Origin of the sequence: Kitasatospora xanthocidica (assembly GCF_014656195.1) — a bacterium.
Taxonomy (GTDB): Bacteria; Actinomycetota; Actinomycetes; order Streptomycetales; family Streptomycetaceae; genus Kitasatospora; species Kitasatospora xanthocidica.
This window is the reverse complement of sequence record NZ_BNBY01000009.1, coordinates 288400-305155: the sequence shown is the minus strand read 5'-3', so window position 1 is coordinate 305155 and position 16756 is coordinate 288400. Positions and strand designations below refer to the sequence as shown.

16 protein-coding genes are annotated in these 16756 nt (G+C 74.1%); 2 read left to right on the top strand and 14 right to left on the bottom strand.

Annotation, left to right across the window (positions count from 1 at the left end; translation table 11 throughout):
• The first annotated feature begins 759 nt into the window (after window positions 1-759).
• Window positions 760-1266, top strand: a complete 507-nt coding sequence (locus tag IE332_RS19310) for a hypothetical protein (protein WP_189917887.1) — start codon at window positions 760-762, stop codon at window positions 1264-1266.
• A 198-nt stretch (window positions 1267-1464) separates the two neighbouring features.
• On the opposite strand, the gene IE332_RS19305 is transcribed toward IE332_RS19310, so the two are convergent.
• The 10 genes from IE332_RS19305 to IE332_RS19260 all read right to left on the bottom strand — a co-directional run bounded on the left by IE332_RS19305 (window position 1465) and on the right by IE332_RS19260 (window position 10669).
• Complete coding sequence (locus tag IE332_RS19305; RefSeq protein ID WP_229928714.1) at window positions 1465-2457, bottom strand: PI-PLC domain-containing protein; 993 nt, start codon at window positions 2455-2457, stop codon at window positions 1465-1467.
• Window positions 2458-2576: 119 nt separating this feature from the next.
• On the bottom strand, window positions 2577-3869 hold the full coding sequence (locus tag IE332_RS19300; RefSeq protein ID WP_189917885.1) for an NADase-type glycan-binding domain-containing protein: 1293 nt from the start codon (window positions 3867-3869) through the stop codon (window positions 2577-2579).
• A 3-nt stretch (window positions 3870-3872) separates the two neighbouring features.
• Window positions 3873-4436 carry a phage tail protein I gene (locus IE332_RS19295; RefSeq protein WP_189917883.1) on the bottom strand — a complete coding sequence of 188 codons (564 nt, stop codon included), beginning with the start codon at window positions 4434-4436 and terminating at the stop codon, window positions 3873-3875.
• A 22-nt stretch (window positions 4437-4458) separates the two neighbouring features.
• The gene (locus IE332_RS19290; protein ID WP_189917881.1) at window positions 4459-6420 is read right to left on the bottom strand and encodes a putative baseplate assembly protein; all 1962 of its coding nucleotides are present in this window, start codon (window positions 6418-6420) and stop codon (window positions 4459-4461) included.
• Window positions 6420-6857 (bottom strand): GPW/gp25 family protein, encoded by a 438-nt coding sequence (locus IE332_RS19285; protein ID WP_189917879.1) that lies wholly within the window; start codon window positions 6855-6857, stop codon window positions 6420-6422. The genes IE332_RS19290 and IE332_RS19285 overlap by 1 nt, the downstream gene beginning before the upstream one ends.
• A complete protein-coding gene (locus tag IE332_RS19280; protein WP_189917877.1) occupies window positions 6854-7165 on the bottom strand; it encodes a PAAR domain-containing protein in 312 nt (103 codons plus the stop codon). Before IE332_RS19280 ends, IE332_RS19285 begins: the two co-directional genes overlap by 4 nt.
• An 89-nt stretch (window positions 7166-7254) precedes the next feature.
• A complete protein-coding gene (locus IE332_RS19275; RefSeq protein WP_189917875.1) occupies window positions 7255-9033 on the bottom strand; it encodes a VgrG-related protein in 1779 nt (592 codons plus the stop codon).
• Window positions 9030-9752 (bottom strand): CIS tube protein, encoded by a 723-nt coding sequence (locus IE332_RS19270; RefSeq protein ID WP_189917873.1) that lies wholly within the window; start codon window positions 9750-9752, stop codon window positions 9030-9032. Before IE332_RS19270 ends, IE332_RS19275 begins: the two co-directional genes overlap by 4 nt.
• 105 nt (window positions 9753-9857) lie before the next feature.
• Window positions 9858-10283: a phage tail protein gene (locus IE332_RS19265; protein ID WP_189917871.1), complete on the bottom strand. Its 426-nt coding sequence runs from the start codon at window positions 10281-10283 to the stop codon at window positions 9858-9860.
• A gap of 113 nt (window positions 10284-10396) precedes the next feature.
• Window positions 10397-10669 carry a hypothetical protein gene (locus IE332_RS19260; protein ID WP_189917869.1) on the bottom strand — a complete coding sequence of 91 codons (273 nt, stop codon included), beginning with the start codon at window positions 10667-10669 and terminating at the stop codon, window positions 10397-10399.
• Between the two features lie 19 nt (window positions 10670-10688).
• Here IE332_RS19260 and IE332_RS19255 point away from each other — a divergent pair, with 19 nt between their 5' ends.
• Complete coding sequence (locus IE332_RS19255; RefSeq protein ID WP_189917867.1) at window positions 10689-11195, top strand: hypothetical protein; 507 nt, start codon at window positions 10689-10691, stop codon at window positions 11193-11195.
• 2746 nt (window positions 11196-13941) lie between these two features.
• On the opposite strand, the gene IE332_RS19250 is transcribed toward IE332_RS19255, so the two are convergent.
• From IE332_RS19250 to IE332_RS19235, 4 genes are all read right to left on the bottom strand, one after another.
• Window positions 13942-14100, bottom strand: coding sequence for a DUF6760 family protein (locus tag IE332_RS19250; RefSeq protein ID WP_167344238.1), 159 nt, complete (start codon window positions 14098-14100; stop codon window positions 13942-13944).
• Window positions 14097-14612: a hypothetical protein gene (locus IE332_RS19245; protein ID WP_189917865.1), complete on the bottom strand. Its 516-nt coding sequence runs from the start codon at window positions 14610-14612 to the stop codon at window positions 14097-14099. The genes IE332_RS19250 and IE332_RS19245 overlap by 4 nt, the downstream gene beginning before the upstream one ends.
• A complete protein-coding gene (locus IE332_RS19240) occupies window positions 14609-15049 on the bottom strand; it encodes a phage tail protein (RefSeq protein WP_189917863.1) in 441 nt (146 codons plus the stop codon). The genes IE332_RS19245 and IE332_RS19240 overlap by 4 nt, the downstream gene beginning before the upstream one ends.
• A gap of 65 nt (window positions 15050-15114) precedes the next feature.
• On the bottom strand, window positions 15115-16665 hold the full coding sequence (locus IE332_RS19235) for a phage tail sheath family protein (RefSeq protein ID WP_189917862.1): 1551 nt from the start codon (window positions 16663-16665) through the stop codon (window positions 15115-15117).
• Window positions 16666-16756 lie beyond the last annotated feature (91 nt).

The window sequence follows — 16756 nt, the reverse complement described above, 5'->3', positions numbered from 1 at the left end:
TGTGTTAAGCACGCCGCCAGCGTTCGTCCTGAGCCAGGATCAAACTCTCCGTGAATGTTTACTCGGCCCCAACAATCAAGCAGGGCCGGTCGACACCCGCGTTGAGCGGCACGGCAACCACCGGAATAGGGCGGCCCCGCGCACTGCGTCCTCGCTAGTGTTTTACTTCAAAAGGAATCTCCAACCCCGATCAAGTGATCGAGGCCGGGGATGTCAACATATCTGGCGTTGACTTTTGGCACGCTGTTGAGTTCTCAAGGAACGGACGCTTCCTTCGGACTGCCTTCCAGCAGGCCCTCCGGGCTTCGTTCTTTCGTGTTTCCAGCCTATCAGATGTTTTCCGCGCCGTTTCCGGGCTTCCTCATCCAACTCGCCGGTGTCTTCTGCGGCTTGACGCCCCATCCGACGTTTCAAACTCTAGCCGATCCCTGCCCCGAAAGGCGAATCGACCGCAATCCAATAAAACGAACATGCCAAATACACACGGAGCCACGACGCGAAAACGCGAACGCAACCCAGCCCGAACCTGGAAAGTGGTGTTTCAGAGGATTGGCCGCCCCGGGACCGTCCGCGCCGATGCGTGTCCGGTGCTCCCTGCCGAGCGACTAGAGAACAGTACTCCCACTCCGCCCGCGAGCCAAACCGCTCCCACCTCAACGAGACGTTCATCGAACGTCTACCGCCGTGCTCCATGATCGTTCGTGTCAGGCGCTCCAGGAACCACCGGGCGCGAAGAACGAGGAAGAGGCACACGGGGACATGAAGAAGACGAAGAAGGCCCTCCGGAACATCGCGATGGCCGCCGCCACCACCGCGCTCGCCATCGCCGGAACCATGACCGCGACCGGCACCGCGGAGGCGGCGGTCGACCGGGGCGACGGCAGCTACATCTCGATCTACGACGACGAGCCGCTCTACAAGGGCTGGCACCTGGACGCCGGCACCACCCGGGCCATCATGCAGGACGACGGCAACTTCGTCGTCTACCAGCCCAGCAGGACGACCTTCCAGATCACGGACGTCCTGGCCAGCAACACCGTCGGCCGCGGCTACAAGGCCGTCATGCAGTCCGACGGAAACTTCGTCGTCTACGACGCCGGCAACAACGCCCTCTGGTCCACCGGCACCTGGGGCCACCCGCACGCCCGGCTGACCGTCCACGCGTCGGGGCGCTCCGGCGTCTACTGGGGCGGCGGCATCATCCCCCGCTCCAGCACCACCGGGCCCGGCACCAACGCGTTCTACCTCTCCTCCGACCTCTACTGAGCCCTCCCCGGCCCATCCCCCCGGCCCGCGAGCCGACTGACCAGCTCGGCCACCGTCCCCCGTGGCCGAGCTGCCAGCCGTTCCGCCGCCCCGTGCTGCTGACACGGCGGGAAAGCCGACCGCACCCGGCCTGCGCCGGGTGCGGTCGAGTGCGGTCGGGGACGCGGCCGGGACGCGCCGTCGCCTACGGGAGGTCGCCTACTTGAACAGGCGGTCGCCGCTGGTGGCCATGCGGTGGGTGGAGCCGTGCCGGTTCACCCAGTCACGGACGAGGTTGACGACGTTGGCGCACTGCCAGCTGTCGTCGTACTCACGCACCCCGGTGAAGGCGCCGTAGCCGGCGATGATGCCGTCCACGCCGGCGTCACCCAGCAGCTTGTCGACGTACCAGGGGTCGTTGTAGGTGGTCGTCCAGGAGAGTGTGGCCGCCAGCCGTCCGGCGGCGCGGTCGCCGGCTCCCTTCTTCAGCTCGGCGCAGGTGTTGTAGGTGGCCTCCGTGCAGTTGCCGAACCCCTTGGTGATGTCGCTGTCGCCGTAGTCCATCGCGCGGCGGCCGGCCGGGAATCCGGCGCCGGACCGGTTGAAGGCGCTGGTCACCTGGTCGCGGGTGCCGGTCGTCGTGATGCCTTCCAGGGGTCCGAGCTTGCCCTCCAGGCTCTTCCAGCCCCGGCCGCCGACGTCGGGGGTGTTGCCGGGGTGGTACTCGTAGAAGCCGTAGAGCACCTGGATCCCGGCGGCCGTCAGCCGCTGCGCCTTGTCGCGCAGTCCGGCGACGCTGCAGGTACGGTTCGGCTCGGCCCCGCAGTAGTTCGGGTCCTTGATGTCCAGCCAGACCAGCGACAGCCGGCGGCCCGCGTCGGCGTTGGAGAGGATGCGGTCGATCATGCTGTCGAAGCTGGGGCCCAGGCGGTTCTCCCCGGCCGAGGAGCAGTCGTGGTAGGCGCGCCACTCGTTCGGGTTCCACCAGGCGCAGACGTCGATCTCGATGCCGTTGGCACCGTGCTTGAGCGCGGCGTCCACGCCCTCCACGGTGTCGACCCGGTGCGCGATGGCGTAGATCGCGTGCCGCTGGTCGGCCGCGGCCGCCGGGGTCGCGCCGACCGCGGTGACACCGGCGATCCCGCACAGCGCCGCCATCACGGCCGGCACCACCCGCACGCCGCCCGCACCGCGCCTGAGGTGAGTGGTCAAGGAGCACTCCTTCCGGAGACTTTCTGATGTGGACATGCCCATTGCGCCAACGGTGCGTTGCCGAACGGTAAACGGTCAACAAGCGAACGACCTACGACGACCGCTCAAGTCCGTTTCCGTCAGGTCCGCTTGAAGAACTCCACCTCGGCCAGGGCGATGGCGCGGCCGGGGCCGGTGCCGGCGGCTTCGCGGACGGTGAGCTTCACCTGGACGACGTCGCTGATCCCGGTCGCCACGGTCTGCGGGCCCGGTTGGTCGTTGAGGGTGAGCTGCTTCCGGTGCTGCTCCCCGTCCGAGGAGGTCACCTCCAGGAACAGGACGAGGGGGCGGGCCTGCTGCTGGAACTGCTGCGGGTCCGCGGAGCCGCCGGTGTGGACGATCAGGTCCACCAGGCGGAACGGACTGCGGAAGTCGAAGGTGATGGAGTCCCCGACCGCGGGCGCGGCCCAGTAGCTGTTGGTGAGGCCGTCGTCGGCGGCGGTCGCCGGGTGGCCGTCCAGGGCGGCGCTCGCCGAGGTCGCGCTGGGGGTGATCGGCGCGGTGCTGCCGAGCTTGTCCAGCACGTCCTGGTAGGCCTTCTGGCCGGCCGGGTACAGCAGGATGCCGGCGACCACCAGGGCGGCCAGCACCAGCAGCGCGATGGTGCGGCGCAGCGCGTTGCCCGAACCGCCCATCCGCACCCGGCGCCGGAACGGCCAACGGGTGCGCCACCAGGGCAGCTTCGGCGGCGCTGCGGTGACGGTCAGCGGAGCCGCGCAGCGGCGGCAGAACCGGCGGTCGGGCAGGTTGGGCGTGCCGCACCGGGGGCAGGGCAGGCCGTCCGGGACCTCCTCCGCGGCGACCGCCCGGACCACCGGGCGCGGGGCCACGGGCTTGGCGGGCTGCACGGCCACCGGGTCGGCCGGCGGCTCGGGCTCCGGATCCGGCGCGGGGGCCGGAACGGCTACGGGGCCCGGTGCCGGAGTGGGTTCCGGGGTCGCGGCCGGGGCGGGGGTACGGGTCGACGCCCGGGTGGAGGTCGTCCGCGGGGGCTCGGCGGGTGCCGCGGGCGGTGGCTCCGCCGCGGGCGGGGTCGGGTTCTCCGGCTCCGCCGCGGGGACGGGCGGCTGCTCCCTCCGGGTACTGCGGGTGACCCGCCGGGACGCGGCTCGCCAGGTGGATTCGGTACGGGCGGTCTCGGGCGCGGTGGGCGCGGTGGGCGTAGCAGGTGCGGCTGGTTCGGTACGGGCGGAGGGCGCCGTACGGGTGACGGGCTCGGGTTCGGCCTGCGGCGCAGGAGCAGCAGCCGCAGGAGCAGCAGCCGCGGGCGCGGGCGCGGCGGCGCTGCGCGACCAGCCGAGGTACGCACCGCAGTTGCCGCAGAAGTCGTCCCCCTCGCCGTTGACCGTTCCGCAGTCGGGGCACACCGGCATCCGTCAGTCCTCCGCTCGCCCGGGTGGGCCGGGCAGGATCTCCACCCGGCAGTTCAGATGGACCGGGCAGCCCGCCCTCACGACGGACAGCACCTGGTCCTCGTCCAGGCCCTGGCCGCGCAGGGGCCAGACCCGGATCAGTACGTCACCGCCGGCCGCGGGCGGCGGTACGGCGCCGGGGTCGGTCGTCCAGGAGGCGCCGGCGCCGTCCTCGATCTCGGCGCCGGCACCCAGCACCAGCCGCAGCCGTTCGGTGAGTCCGCGGCGGGTGCCGCGCCACCGGTGCAGCTCCAGGGCGCGTTCGACCACCGCGCGGCGCACCTCCTCCGGCCAGGCCGGGTCGACCTCCACCGCGACCCAGGACGCCAGCCAGTCCAGGAAGTCGGCCGGCGCGAGGCGGGGGTCGAAGTAGGCGGGCAGGCTGTCCAGGGTGGCGAAGACCGGGGCGAGGACGGTGTCCAGACCGGCCGTGAACCGCTGGGCGAAGTCGTCCTCGGCGAAGAGCGCGGGCAGCAGTTCGCCGATCGGGTGCGCGCTGGGCAGCCCGGGTATCGCGGCGCGACTCATGCGCCCACCTCGCTGCGCTCGCTCATGACACCCCGTCCTCGGCGACCGCGGTGACCACGATCTGGTGCTGGTGGGAGAAGACCAGCGCGTCCGGCGGGACCTCGACCCGCTCGGCGGGGGCGCCCCGGCGTCCGGTGATCGGGTCGGCCGGGAAGAGCCGCAGGTCCTCGACCCCGGTGACGGCGGCCACCCGCTGGAGCACGGCGAACACCTCCCCGTACTGCACGGCCCGGCCGAACGGCCAGCCGGTGCCGTCTGCTCCGCCGCGCAGCGGGTTGAGGTACCGGTACAGCTCCGCGAGCACCGCCTCCCGGACCCGGTCGGGGTCGGCGGCGCCGGTGGTGAGCCGGGCGACCACCGTGACGCCCTGGTAGGCGGGCGGCTGCACGACGACCCGGGTGCCGATCAGCCGTCGCTCGTCGAGCGCGGTCGCGACGGCGGCCAGCACCTGCCCGTCCGGGATCAGCTGCTCGAACCGCAGCCGGTCGCCCTCGTCCGCGACCGCGTCGGGGACGACCAGGACGCGGACCGTCCCCGCGTCCTGGCCGCCGCCGGGAACGCAGCTGATCCGGGCGGCGGACGGTGCGGCCTGCCGGGCGATCAGCTCGAAGTCCCCGGCGGTGACGGCGCGTTCCTGGAGCCGCAGCTGGTGCGGGGCGCGCTGTTTGGCGTTCTCCACGGTCTCGCCGTCGACCCCGCCCCTCGCCGCCTCCCGGTTGTCCACCCGGGCGATGTACGGGACGGAGCTGCGCAGCACGGTGATCGTGCCGCGGGCGACGTTGCCGGCGATCCCGCCGCCGGTGCGGTAGTGCGGGACGCGCAGCCGGGCGCCCTTGGGCGGCACCGCGCCGAAGGCCCGCAGGCTGCCGTCGGGTTCGCGGACCGCGGGCGGGAACAGGAACTCGCCGGTGGTCGCGTCCAGCACCACGTGCCGGTCGGCCGGGGAGGAGTCGCCGAAGTGGTCGACGACCGTCCAGGGCTGCCAGCCGTCGCCGGCCGCGACCTCGACCACCGGCGGCTCGCCGTCGAGCAGGACCGGCGGCCTGGCCAGCCGGAAGCGCTGGCCCGCGACCCCTTCCGAGGAGCCGAGCGGCGCGTCGGTCACGGTCTGCGCGTGGGCGACGGTCGCGGTGCCGCCGACGGTGAACACCTCGGCCCGGCGGACGGTGGGCGACTCGGAGTAGAAGGGCTGGCCGGGCTGCGGCTCGGTGACCCGGCAGCGCAGCCAGCCGGCCCGCCGGCCGGCCACCACGGACGCGGTGTGCCCGGCCGGGACGAACACCACCACCTCGCCGGGCCGGTTGAGGCCGCCGGTGGTGTCGCTGCCGGTCTCGCAGGCGATCCAGCGCGCGCCGTCCCACACCTCCCAGGCCAGCGGCGGCTGGCGCGGGTCGACGCCGACGCCCTCCACCCGGCTGTCCAGCCGGACGACCAGGATGCAGCGCGGCACCACGGCCGGCAGGGCGAACAGCATGGCGTCCCCGGCCGCCGGGCGCGCCTGGAAGCACGGCACGTCCACTCCGTCGGCCAGCCGGGCGGTGGCGTCGGACTGCTCGCCGGAGGCGTGCACGGTGACCAGCCGCTCCAGCGTGCTGGGGACGATCGGGAGGTCCTCGGCGGTGCCGAAGACCACGGCTTCGTCGGTCTCGGTGCGCAGCGTGGAGACCTCGGTGCCGGCCCGCAGCAGGACCGTCTCCGGCTGGGGTGCCGAGAGCCAGAAGTCGACCTCGGCCCGGGCGGCGGCGGGCGGGAAGAGCCGGATGCCCAGCAGGTCGAGGAAGGCCGCGTAGTTCTTCTCCGGGACCCGGTTCAGCCGGTAGAGCAGCTGGTCGACCAGGTAGGCGAAGGTCTCGATGAGGGTGACGCCGGGGTCGGAGACGTTGTGGTCGGTCCACTCCGGCGCGCGCTGCTGCACGTACCGCTTGGCCTCGTCGACGAGTTGCTGGAAGCGGCGGTCGTCCAGGTTCGGGGAGGGCAGTGCCATCAGTTCTCTCCCCCGTCCGCCGCGGCCCCGTCCGGCCCGGCCGGGTGCTCGGGGATGGTGTAGAAGGGGAAGACCAGGTTGCGGCGGTCGTTGGTGGCCCGCACGGTGTAGTGGACGTCGATGTAGAGCGTTCCCTCGTCGACGCTGTCGAAGGCGATCACCACGTCGTCGACCTCGATCCTCGGCTCCCAGCGTTCCAGCGCGATCCGCACCTCGCGGGCGATCCGCCCGGCGGTGGTGCTGTCACCCGGGGCGAAGACGTACTCGTGGATGCCGCAGCCGAACTCCGGGCGCATCGGGCGCTCGCCGGGGGCGGTGCCGAGGATGAGCCGGATGGCCTCCGCGATCTCCCGTTCCCGGTCCACCATGCCGATGCCGCCGGTGGCGTTCACCCGCAGCGGGAAGGCCCAGCCGCGGCCGATGAAGCTGCCCGTCACATCGCACCTCCGATCAGCACGTTGAACGCGCCGCTCGTGATGGTGGCGCCGCAGGTCGTCTTGTCCCCCATGCGGGCCGCGGGCAGGCCGCCGATCAGGACCAGTCCCCTGGTGGCCGTGCCCAGTTGGGGCTCGACCAGGTTGGCGGGGCCCATCTCCACGTGCGGGACGCAGGCGTGGATGCTGCCGACCACCGCGGCGGGGCGGCCGCCGATCAGCACGGTCGCCACCTTGAGGGCGCCCGGCGGCGGGGTGGTGAGGGCGCCGCCGTGATCGGTCATGTCGCCGGTCCGGGCTGCGGGGGGCATGTGCGGTCTCCGTTTCCGAGTGGTGCGTCTTCGAGTGGTGCTCGCCGGGGTCGGGGGCACGGTTCTGTCGATTGCTGCCTGACGCCACGTCAATTGATGCGCACGATCGCTCCCTTGAGCACCGCCTGGGCGCCGCCATCCACGGTGACCGCTGTCGTTCCCCGGAGCGTCACCGATCCGCCGCGCACATTCACCTCGCCGGTGCCCGCGTCGAGGGTGATGCCGGTTGAGGTGAGGCGCACCGTGCTGCCCCCGGCGCCGCCGGCGCCGTGGACGGTCAGCACGATCTCCCCGCTCTGCTGGTCGAGTTTGACCTCCAGCTTCTTGTCCCCGCTCGCCAGCCGGACGCCGGAGGCACCGCCCGGCACGTCCAGCAGCTCCAGGCGGTGGCCCGAACGGGACACCACGGAACGGCGGTTGATCTTGCCACTGGCCGAGTTGACCAGCGGCACGTCGTGCGGCGAGGGCCGGTCCACGCCGTTGTAGAGCCCGCCCAGCACGTAGGGGCTGTCCAGGTCGCCCTGTTCGAAGCCGACCAGCACCTCGTCGTTGACCTCGGGGGCGATCACCCCGCCGCCGCCGTGGCCGCCCCACTGCACGGTGCGCACCCAGTCGGAGACGTAGGTGTCGTCCAGCCAGGGGAACTTCAGCTTGACCCAGCCGCGCTGCCCGCCGCCCGGCTCCCGGACGTCGGTGACCACGGCGACGGCCAGGCCCGGCATCCGCGGCCCGCGCGGCGGCGCGTTGCCGCCGGTGACCAGGCCGGCCAGGGAGCGGTCGGGCGAGGCGCTCACCACGACGGTGGTCCGGTAGCCGCGGAAGGGCTCGATGAGGTGGCGCGCGCCGGTGACGGTGTAGCGGCCGGAGAAGGCCGCGCCCACGTTCCCCAGGGCCACCGGGGTGCCGGCCCGCAGTCGCGGGTTGCCTTCGGCGACCGCCTCCAGTTCGCCGAAGCCGGCGGCCACCGAGGCGGCCAGCGAGCGGGCCACGGCGGCGGTCTCCGCCTGGGTGCGGTACGGGGTGTCGGCGACGGTCAGCTTGGACCGGCCGGGGAAGGCGGAGCTCACCACGGAGGGACTCATCCCGGGCTGCACGGTCCGGGAGGTCACCGACGGCTCGGTGGCGACCAGGGCGCTCTTGGTGGTGACGTTCCAGCCGCGCGCCTCGACGGTCTCCGCGCCGGCCACGCCGGTCAGCACCCCGCGCAGCTCCAGCAGGTTGCGGCCGTACTCCAGCACCAGCGGGTTCTGCGGCGCGGGGGTCGAGGGGGCCGGTGCGCCGGAGGCGGGCTCGGGCCGGACGAACTCCAGCTTCCCGTCGTCGTCGACCCGCACGTACGCGCCGCTCTCCTGTGCCAGGAACTGGAGGAACTCCCAGTCCGGGACGTTCGCCTGGGACAGCTGCTGGTGGACCACCGGGAAGGAGTCGATCTTGCCGCAGGTCAGGCCCGCCCCGGTGGCGACCGCCCGGACGATGTCGGCCGTCGTCATGTTCCGGAAGGCCTTCACCCGCCGCCCGCGCATCAGCCGGTGGGTGACCGCCGACGCCCGCACCACGGTGTACGAGCCCGTGGTGTCCACCTCCAGCTCCAGCGCGGTCACCTCGCCGGTGAACAGCCGCACCCGGGTGTGGCCCTGCACGGTGACCACGGACACCCGCAGCTTGGTCCCGATGGTGATCCCGGTCGCGGCGAGGAAGGCGTGGTCGGCGTCCCGGAAGCTCAGCACCGCGGTGTCGGGCAGGCCGACGCTCTCCTCGATGTCGCAGGAGACCAGCTGGGCCGCCCAGACCGGCGGCAGCGGGCCCGGCGCCTCGATGACGGGATCCGCGGCGAACGGCCGGCCGCCCCGGGCCTCGGGCGTGGTCATGAGCGCCCCCCGCGGGTGAGTTCGTCGATACCCGGCACGATCAGCTCCTCGCCCGGCACCAGGGCCATCGGGTCGTCGATGTCGTTGGCCTCCGCGATGGTGCGCCAGGCCGTCGCGTCCCCGTAGGCGCGCCAGGCGAGCAGCGGCAGGCTGTCGCCCGCGATCACCCGGTGGGTGCTGCGGGCCTCCGGCGAACCGGAGGTCGGGTTCTGTCCGGCCGGGTCGACGCTGGCCTCGTCGATGGTGAGCGAGCAGACCGCCCGCAGCGGATTGCCGTTCACGTCGAACAGCGTGTAGGTGACCGAGAGGCCGGTCAGCACCCCGTTGAACGAGGTCGTCTTCAGGGTGCCCCAGTCCAGCCGGATCCACGGACTGGCCGGCGTCTTGCGTGCCAGGCTGGTCGGGGTGGGCACGCAGGCCGTCATCAGCTTCTCCACCGCCCGCTCCACCGAGTTGTCGTGGGTCGCGGTCGAGTCCAGGAACACGTCGAGGGAGAGCGAGCGCGGGCCGCTGCCGACGAACTCCGGCAGCGCGGACTCGCCCGCCATCCGGGACGGTGTGCGCCGCCACTCGGTGGACTTGCGCAGCACCAGGGTCGCCGGGTTGAACTGGAGCCGGAGCTGCGCGAGCGCCCCGCCGGGCTGGGCACCGACGGTGGACGGCGGTTCCATGATGGTCAGTTGGGCCCGGGTGACGCTCGCGGGGACCGCCGAGGACATCCTGGTGCTCCTTACGGGTGGGTCGGATCGAGGGGGACGGCGGTCGGGGCGGGGCGGGCCGGTCGGGGCCCAGGAGGGACCGCGGGCGGGGCCTCGGGAGGGGTCTCAGGAGGGGCGGAGGCCCGCGTGGGCGATCTCCAGGGTCTCCATCGCCGCCTGGGAGTTGGAGGGGTCGAAGGACGGCCCCTCCCACCGCACCGGAACGATCCCGAGCACCTGCCAGCCGACGATCCGGCTCAGGTCGGGCCGCAGCGCCACGATCTCGCCGTCCTTCGGCTCGACCTTCCGGACGATCTCGCCCAGCCAGCGCGCGATCTTGGTGGTGTCCGCCGTGACCGCCCGGGTCAGCGTGATGTTCGTCCAGGTGATCCGGCCCGGCAGCTGCCAGGCGAAGCCGTTGTTGCCGCCCTCCGCGTACTGCTCGATCTCGACCTGGGCGCCGAGCCCCGAGCAGGTGGTGAACTCGCCCAGGTCGTTGCCGCCGATGGTCAGACTGAAGAACACGCTGGTCGCGAAGATGTTGTCGGTCATCGGTCCCGTTCCTGTTTCCTGCTCCTGGGTCGTGCTCTTGGGTCCTGCTCCCGGGGTCCGGTCCCGGGGTCTGGTCCCGGGATCCGCTCCCGAGTCCCGCGTCCGGTCCGCGCTCAGCGGCGCCCGTCGTACGGCCGCCCGCCGCGCTCCCTCCCCCGGCGCAGCTCGGTGCGCAGCAGCCGCCCGACCGGCTCGATCAGGCGCCGGGCCAGCTCGTCCAGATCGCCGGAGCCGATGCCGGTCGCCTCGGCCGGCGGTCCGGCGGCCTGCGACGGCGAAGCGGGCCGGGCGGGGCCGTTGGCCGGCGGGGCCGCCTGGACCGTGACCGGCGCACGGGCCGGCACCGCCGTCAGCGGCACCCCGGTCAGCCCCGCCTGCTCCGCCACCCGCTGCAGCATCTGCGCCGTGCCCGGCGAGGACGGCCCGGACGGCCCGGACGGCCCGGACGGCGAGAACGGTACGGACGGGACGGACCGCGCGGCCGCCGGTGCGGTCCGTACGGGCGGGGCGCTCAGCGACCGTGCCACGACGAGCGGGAGCGCTGCCGCCCGACCCGGGCCCGGCTCCGCCTGGGACGGCCCGCCCGGGGACGGTGGCGCGGGACGGGCGGGCGCCGGAAGCCGCTGGACCGACGACGCCGTCAGCGGCGCGAGCCTGACCACCGGCGGACGCTCCGCCGACCCCGACGGGACGGCCCGCCGCTGCACCCGGCCGCCCGCGCTCGGCACCGACGCACCGGCGGGCGGGTACGGGGCGTTCGGTGCGACCGGCCCGGAGGTGGGTCCGATCGGCTGCGAACTCCCTTGCGCTGAAGGGCGATCGGTCGCCGAACGGTCGAAGGGGCGGCGCGCGGGCGCGAGTTGCACCACGGCCTCGGGCCCCCGCGCCGCCGCACCGGCTCCGGACGACTGATCCGTCGAGGCGCCGGGGGGCGTCGGGCGCTGGTCACCCCGGTCCACCGGACGCCGCCCACGGGCGAGTTGCAGCACGGTGGCGACCCCGCGCAGCGCCCCCGCAGCGGACGGCTGACCCGTCGAGGCGCCGGAGGACGTCGGCTGCGCCTGCGCCCCGGGGCGGTCGGCCGCCGGTCCGCCGTCGCGCTGCCCCGGTTCGCGCCGCTGACGCGCGCGTCGCAGCACCGAGGCGACGCCGCGCAGGGCGCCCGTAGCCGAAGCCGTACTCGCTGTAGTGGTCGCGTGCGCGTGCGCGTTCGCGCTCGTAGCGCTCGTAGCGGTCGACGCCGGGTGTCCCGGCGAGGCCGACGTGCCACCGGCGGTCCGGCCGTCCCCCGCGCCCGGCGCAGAACGCGGGCGCGAGCGCTGCACGGGAGCCGCCGGTTCGCCGTCCGCCGGCGACCGGAGGGCTCGGGGCCAGACCGCCGGCACCACGGGCGGGGCGGGCTTCGGGCCCGTGCCCGGACGGGCACCGGGCCCGGTCCCGGGCGCGGGCGACGCCGACGGGGTGGCGGCGAGGGCGGAGCGCATCGGGCGTTCGCCGAGCAGTCCGCGCATCGGGCCGGTCAGTGGCATGGCCCGCTGCACGCCCCGGCCGCCGGCCACCGGACGGGCGGGAACCACCGGGCCGGCGCCGTCGACCCGCGAGGCGGCGGACCGAGCCGGGGCAGGCCGGGTGGCGGTGGTGGTCGGCTGCGGCGCGTCGGACCGCTCCGCGCGCCCGGGCTCCGAACGTCCGGGCTCCGGGCCGCTCCGTCCCGTCGACTCCGCCGACCCCGTGCCCGGGCGCCGGACGGCACGCTGCACCCGCGGCTCTTCGCCGGCCGTGGACGCGGCGGCGGTGGGCCCCGACGGCGCGCCGACAGGACGGCTCCGGTCCGCGGGCCGTCCGCCGTCGGTACCGCGGTGGGGCCGCGCCGTGGGCACCGGTCCGGCACCGGCCGTACGGTCGCGGAGAGGTGATGATCCGTCACCACCGGTCTGGTTGTGGTGAGTTCGCTCCACCGGAGCCTCACCGGCACTCCGCACGGTGGGCATGGCCGGGCCGGTCGGCCCTCCGCCGTCGGCGGTGCTGTCGGGCCGGACCGTCGGCCCGGCCGGGGCCTCACCGGAACGCCGGACGGCACGCTGCACGCGCGGGCCCTCACCGGCCGTGGGCACACCGGCGGCAGCGGTGCCCTGCGCCGCCGGGTCACCCGGCGTCGGACCGGTGATCCGGCGGGCCGGTGGGCGCCCGCCGAGCAGCGGGGCGGTGCGGCCCGGCACGGCCGCCGTCGGGGGCAGCGCGTCGAGGGGCGCGCCCAGGCCCCCGCGGGTACGGGCGGGGGCCGGGTCGGACGGTGTGGCTGGTGAGGACGGTGTGGGTGAGGAGGTGCCGCCCCCGGACGGCGCGCGCTGGACTGGCACGTCGGCGGCGGGCCCGCGCTCGGGACGGGACGATGCCGGGCCGCCGGGCGCGGAGGAGGAGGAGGAGGAGGTACGGGTGCGCTGGGCAGGGGTGGCGCCGCGGTGACCGCTGGCGGTCTGCCGCGCGCGGTCGGGCCCACCCGGCTCGGCGCCGGTGGAACCCGCGCTGGTGGGACTCGCGCCCGTGGAACCGGCACCCGTGGAAGCCCCGCCGGCGGGAACGACCGGCATCGCCGACGACGAACCCGGGGCGGCGTCGGGAACCCGGGGACCGGAGGGCACGGGCTTGGCGCTCGCGGGCAAGGAGGTCAGCGGCGCACCGAGCACCGGACGAGCGGGCGCCGCAGCGCCGGACGCGTTGGCGCCGGGCGCCGCAGCGCCGGGTACGACGGCACGCTGGACGGTCTCCCCGGCCTGGCCACTCCGCTCGCTCCGCTCGTTCCGTACGGGCGTGGCGGCCTCACCGGTGGCGGGCGCGTGGGACGCGTGGTCGGCCGGAGCCGGGACGTGGACGACCGTCACCGGGCGCACGGACAGCGAACGGGGACGACGCGCCACGGTCAGCGGTTCGCTGACGGAGCGGGGCCGCACCGGGCGGACCGGGTCACGGCGACGCGGGGTCGCGGCCTCCGCTCCGGGCGCGGGAACGGACAGCGGAACGGGATCGGACAGGGGAGCGCCGGTGCTGTCCGCGCCCTCCGGAACGGCCGGCCGCACGGCCGCGGACGCGGACGCGGACCGCGCCCCCGACCGCGAAGCCGCCCGGGGCCCGGAGCGCACGGGAAGCCGCCGCACCGCGACGGACCGCTGGACCGCCCGGCCCGACCCGGACTCCCCCGGGCCGCCCGGCTCCGCCACGGACTCCGGCCCGTCCGGCCCTGACGCGGCCACGGGCGCCGGCAGGACGAGCTCGTCCCCGCCGGATCTGACGGCGGGCCCGGCGACCGGAGTCGCCATCGCCCGCAGGATCCCCGCCGGGGCGGAGGGCAGCACGGCGTGGCCGAGCGGTCCGCTCAGCGAGGGGTCCTGCCACGAGGCGAGCCGGGACCGGAACACCAGGCCGTCGCTGACGCCGTGCGCCGCCCCGGCCAGGGTCGGGGTCAGCGGCCGCACGGCACGCCACCCCCCGTCCCCGGCCGGACGACGCCGCTCGGCACCGCCGACCCCGGCGGCACCGGCGGCACCGGCGGCACCGGCGTCTGCAGCACCGGCCTCAACAGCACCGCCGCCGGCCCCGCCGTCCGCCGGAGCCCCGGCCGCCTTCCGTCCGCCGATCCAGTCCCGCAGCCCCACCCGTCTCACCCGCCTTCGCTGACACGGGTGTTGAGCCGGGCGATCTCCCGTACCCACTGCCCGCGTTCACGGTGGGTCAGATCGAGGATGTCCTCCCGCTGCCAGTGGAAGTGGTAGGCGATGTACGCGATCTCCTCGTACAGCCGAGCAGGCGCGTACGTCACGATTCCCCCAGGCGCCCACCGGCGAGGTCGACCTCGAAGGCGCCGTCGCAGTGCGGGCAGGTCACCGCGGCGCGCGTGTGGCCTTCGCTGTTGATCCGCTGGTAGAGGTCCTGCAGGAAGGCGACGTCGGTGGCGTACATCCGCTCGACGATGCCGGTGTGCACGTCGGTGAGGTCGCCCAGCCGGGTGATGACGTGGCTGAGCAGCACCACGCTCAGGTAGGCCGGGTTCTCCTTGACCCGCAGGTCGATCTGCGGCATCAGCTCGTCGCGGGCGGTGGCCAGACGCATGGTGCCGTGCTGGTGCACCGTACCCTCGTCGTCGACGTAGCCGAGCGGCAGCTCGAACTCGAACTCGGTGTGCGGCACCCGTCGTTGGTGCCCCGAGGACCCCGAGTTCCCCGAGGCCCCGGAGAGCCCCGACGGCCCCGCGGGCTGCTGTGCCGGCGGCGCGGTGTTCTGCGCGGCCGGGGCCCGTTCGAGGAGTTCCTCCAGGCCGATCTTCCGCCTCACTCTACGCTGATCTCCTCGAACACGATGGTCACGGTCTCGGTCGCGGCGCTGGACTCGCCGGCGGTGAGCGTGGGGCCCTCCCAGCGGCTGGCCCAGGCGTTGGTGAGCTGGATGCGCCGCAGGGTGGCACCGGTGGTGTCCTTGACCTCGATGGTGAGGTTCTGCCGCGCGGTGTTGATCGCCCCGTTGTTGAGGGTCTCCTTGATCCAGGTGGTGAACGCGCCGCTCTTGTCGAGGCCGCGGGTGATCGTCACCTCGCCGGGCAGCCGGGCACCGGGCTGCTTGCGGACGATCAGCTTGCCCTCCTGGGTCACCTGCTTGTACTCGACGACCTCCTGGTCGACCGTCAGATTGCTGATCTCCTTGACGGACTCGACGTTGTAGCCGCCGAGTTGGACGCCGAAGATGTGTGTGGAGAGCGGATCGCCTTCAGCCATGGCTGGTTGTCACCTTCCGATGAATCGCGTGCGGGTGCCGACCGGGTACCTGGTACGGGTACCGGTCATTCGTTGACGAGGCTCGTGCTGTCGGAGAACTGGGACAGCCGGAACACCACGAACTCCGCCGGCTTCACCGGAGAGACCCCGATCTCGCAGATCACCTGGCCGAGGTCGATGGACTCCGGCGGGTTGTTCTCGCGGTCGCACTTGACGTAGAAGGCCTCGGCCGCGGTCTGGCCGAACAGCGCCCCGCGCCGCCACTCCTCGGTGAGGAACGCGGTGATGTTCCGGCGGATGCTGGACCACAGCCGGTCGTCGTTGGGCTCGAAGACCACCCACTGGGTCCCCAGGAGGATCGACTCCTCCAGGTAGTTGAAGAGCCGGCGCACGTTGAGGTAGCGCCAGGCGGGGTCGGAGGAGAGGGTGCGGGCGCCCCAGATCCGGATGCCGCGCCCGGGGAAGGCCCGCACGCAGTTGACGCCGATCGGGTTGAGCAGGTCCTGCTCGCCCTTGCTGAGGCGGATCTCCAGGTCCACCGCGCCGCGGATGACCTCGTTGGCGGGTGCCTTGTGCACGCCGCGCTCGGCATCGCTGCGCGCCCACACGCCGGCGGCGTGCCCGCTCGGCGGGACCATCACGTTGCGTCCGCTGGCCGGGTCGAAGACCTTGATCCACGGGTAGTACAGGGCGGCGTAGCGGGAGTCGAAGCCCGCCTCGTCGTTGCGCCAGGTGCGCATCTGCTGGGCGTTGAGGCCGGGCGGCGGGTCCAGGACGGCGATCCGGTCGCCCATCTGCTCGCAGTGCGACATGACGGCGAGCTGGACGGTCCGCAGGCCCTCGGCGTCGATGTCGCCGCGCTGGTAGGCGCTCATCAGGTCGGGCACCGCGACCATGGTGATCTCGTCGATCGCCTCCAGGCCCGAGAAGCCGGTCCGGGCGGCGGAGTCGCCGACGTACTCGGCGGGGTCGAGCCGGCCGGCGGCGGCCGCGACCGGCCCGGTGGCCGGGGCGGGGGCGGCGGCCAGGGCGTGGGTCCGGCGCTCGGGGCGGCTCGGCGCGGTGCCGGGCTGCTCGGCGACGGCGACCAGCTTGGACTCGCGCAGCTGGGTGACGACGTAGCCCTTGGTGCTCTTGCGGGTCGAGACGTCGTACGTCTCCACGACCTCGGCGCCCCGGCGGACCAGCAGGCGGAAGCGGTCCTCGGGGACGTTCTCGCCCTCCACGTCGGCGATCTCGACGGACACCTCGCCGCCGGCGCCGGGCAGGGCCGAGAACAGGAAGCCGGAGATCGCGACGGGCGCGGGCGCTCCGACGACCGGGGCGGGCGCGCCGCCGGCGGCCTGCCGGGCCGGGTCGCCGACCCGCACCACGTAGGCGGAGCCGCCGCCGTTGGCGAAGAAGCCGTACACCGAGTGGGCGAGGTAGGTGCCCTCGGTGAAGCCGCCGAACCGCTGGACGTACTGGTCCCAGTTGGTGACCAGCGTGGGCTCGTGGAAGGGTCCGGTCTCGGCGAAGCCGACGAACGCGGCGACGGCCGTGCCGACCCCCTCGATCGGCCGGGCACCGGACTGGACCTCCTCCACGTACACGCCCGGGGTGAGGTAGGACGGCATTCGCGCTCCTTCGGGTGGCCGGTCAGTCGCCCCCGAGTCTGCTGCCCGGCCACCGTCCGGGGACATGTCCGCAGGTCCCGGACCGGGGGCA

Coding starts and splice junctions, on each gene's coding strand:
- IE332_RS19290 (WP_189917881.1), bottom strand. CDS start 6,420: ATGGCACTGCCCTCCCCGAACCTGGACGACCGCCGCTTCCAGCAACTC.
- IE332_RS19295 (WP_189917883.1), bottom strand. CDS start 4,436: ATGAGTCGCGCCGCGATACCCGGGCTGCCCAGCGCGCACCCGATCGGC.
- IE332_RS19235 (WP_189917862.1), bottom strand. CDS start 16,665: ATGCCGTCCTACCTCACCCCGGGCGTGTACGTGGAGGAGGTCCAGTCC.
- IE332_RS19265 (WP_189917871.1), bottom strand. CDS start 10,283: ATGACCGACAACATCTTCGCGACCAGCGTGTTCTTCAGTCTGACCATC.
- IE332_RS19240 (WP_189917863.1), bottom strand. CDS start 15,049: ATGGCTGAAGGCGATCCGCTCTCCACACACATCTTCGGCGTCCAACTC.
- IE332_RS19270 (WP_189917873.1), bottom strand. CDS start 9,752: ATGTCCTCGGCGGTCCCCGCGAGCGTCACCCGGGCCCAACTGACCATC.
- IE332_RS19300 (WP_189917885.1), bottom strand. CDS start 3,869: ATGCCGGTGTGCCCCGACTGCGGAACGGTCAACGGCGAGGGGGACGAC.
- IE332_RS19275 (WP_189917875.1), bottom strand. CDS start 9,033: ATGACCACGCCCGAGGCCCGGGGCGGCCGGCCGTTCGCCGCGGATCCC.
- IE332_RS19310 (WP_189917887.1), top strand. CDS start 760: ATGAAGAAGACGAAGAAGGCCCTCCGGAACATCGCGATGGCCGCCGCC.
- IE332_RS19280 (WP_189917877.1), bottom strand. CDS start 7,165: ATGCCCCCCGCAGCCCGGACCGGCGACATGACCGATCACGGCGGCGCC.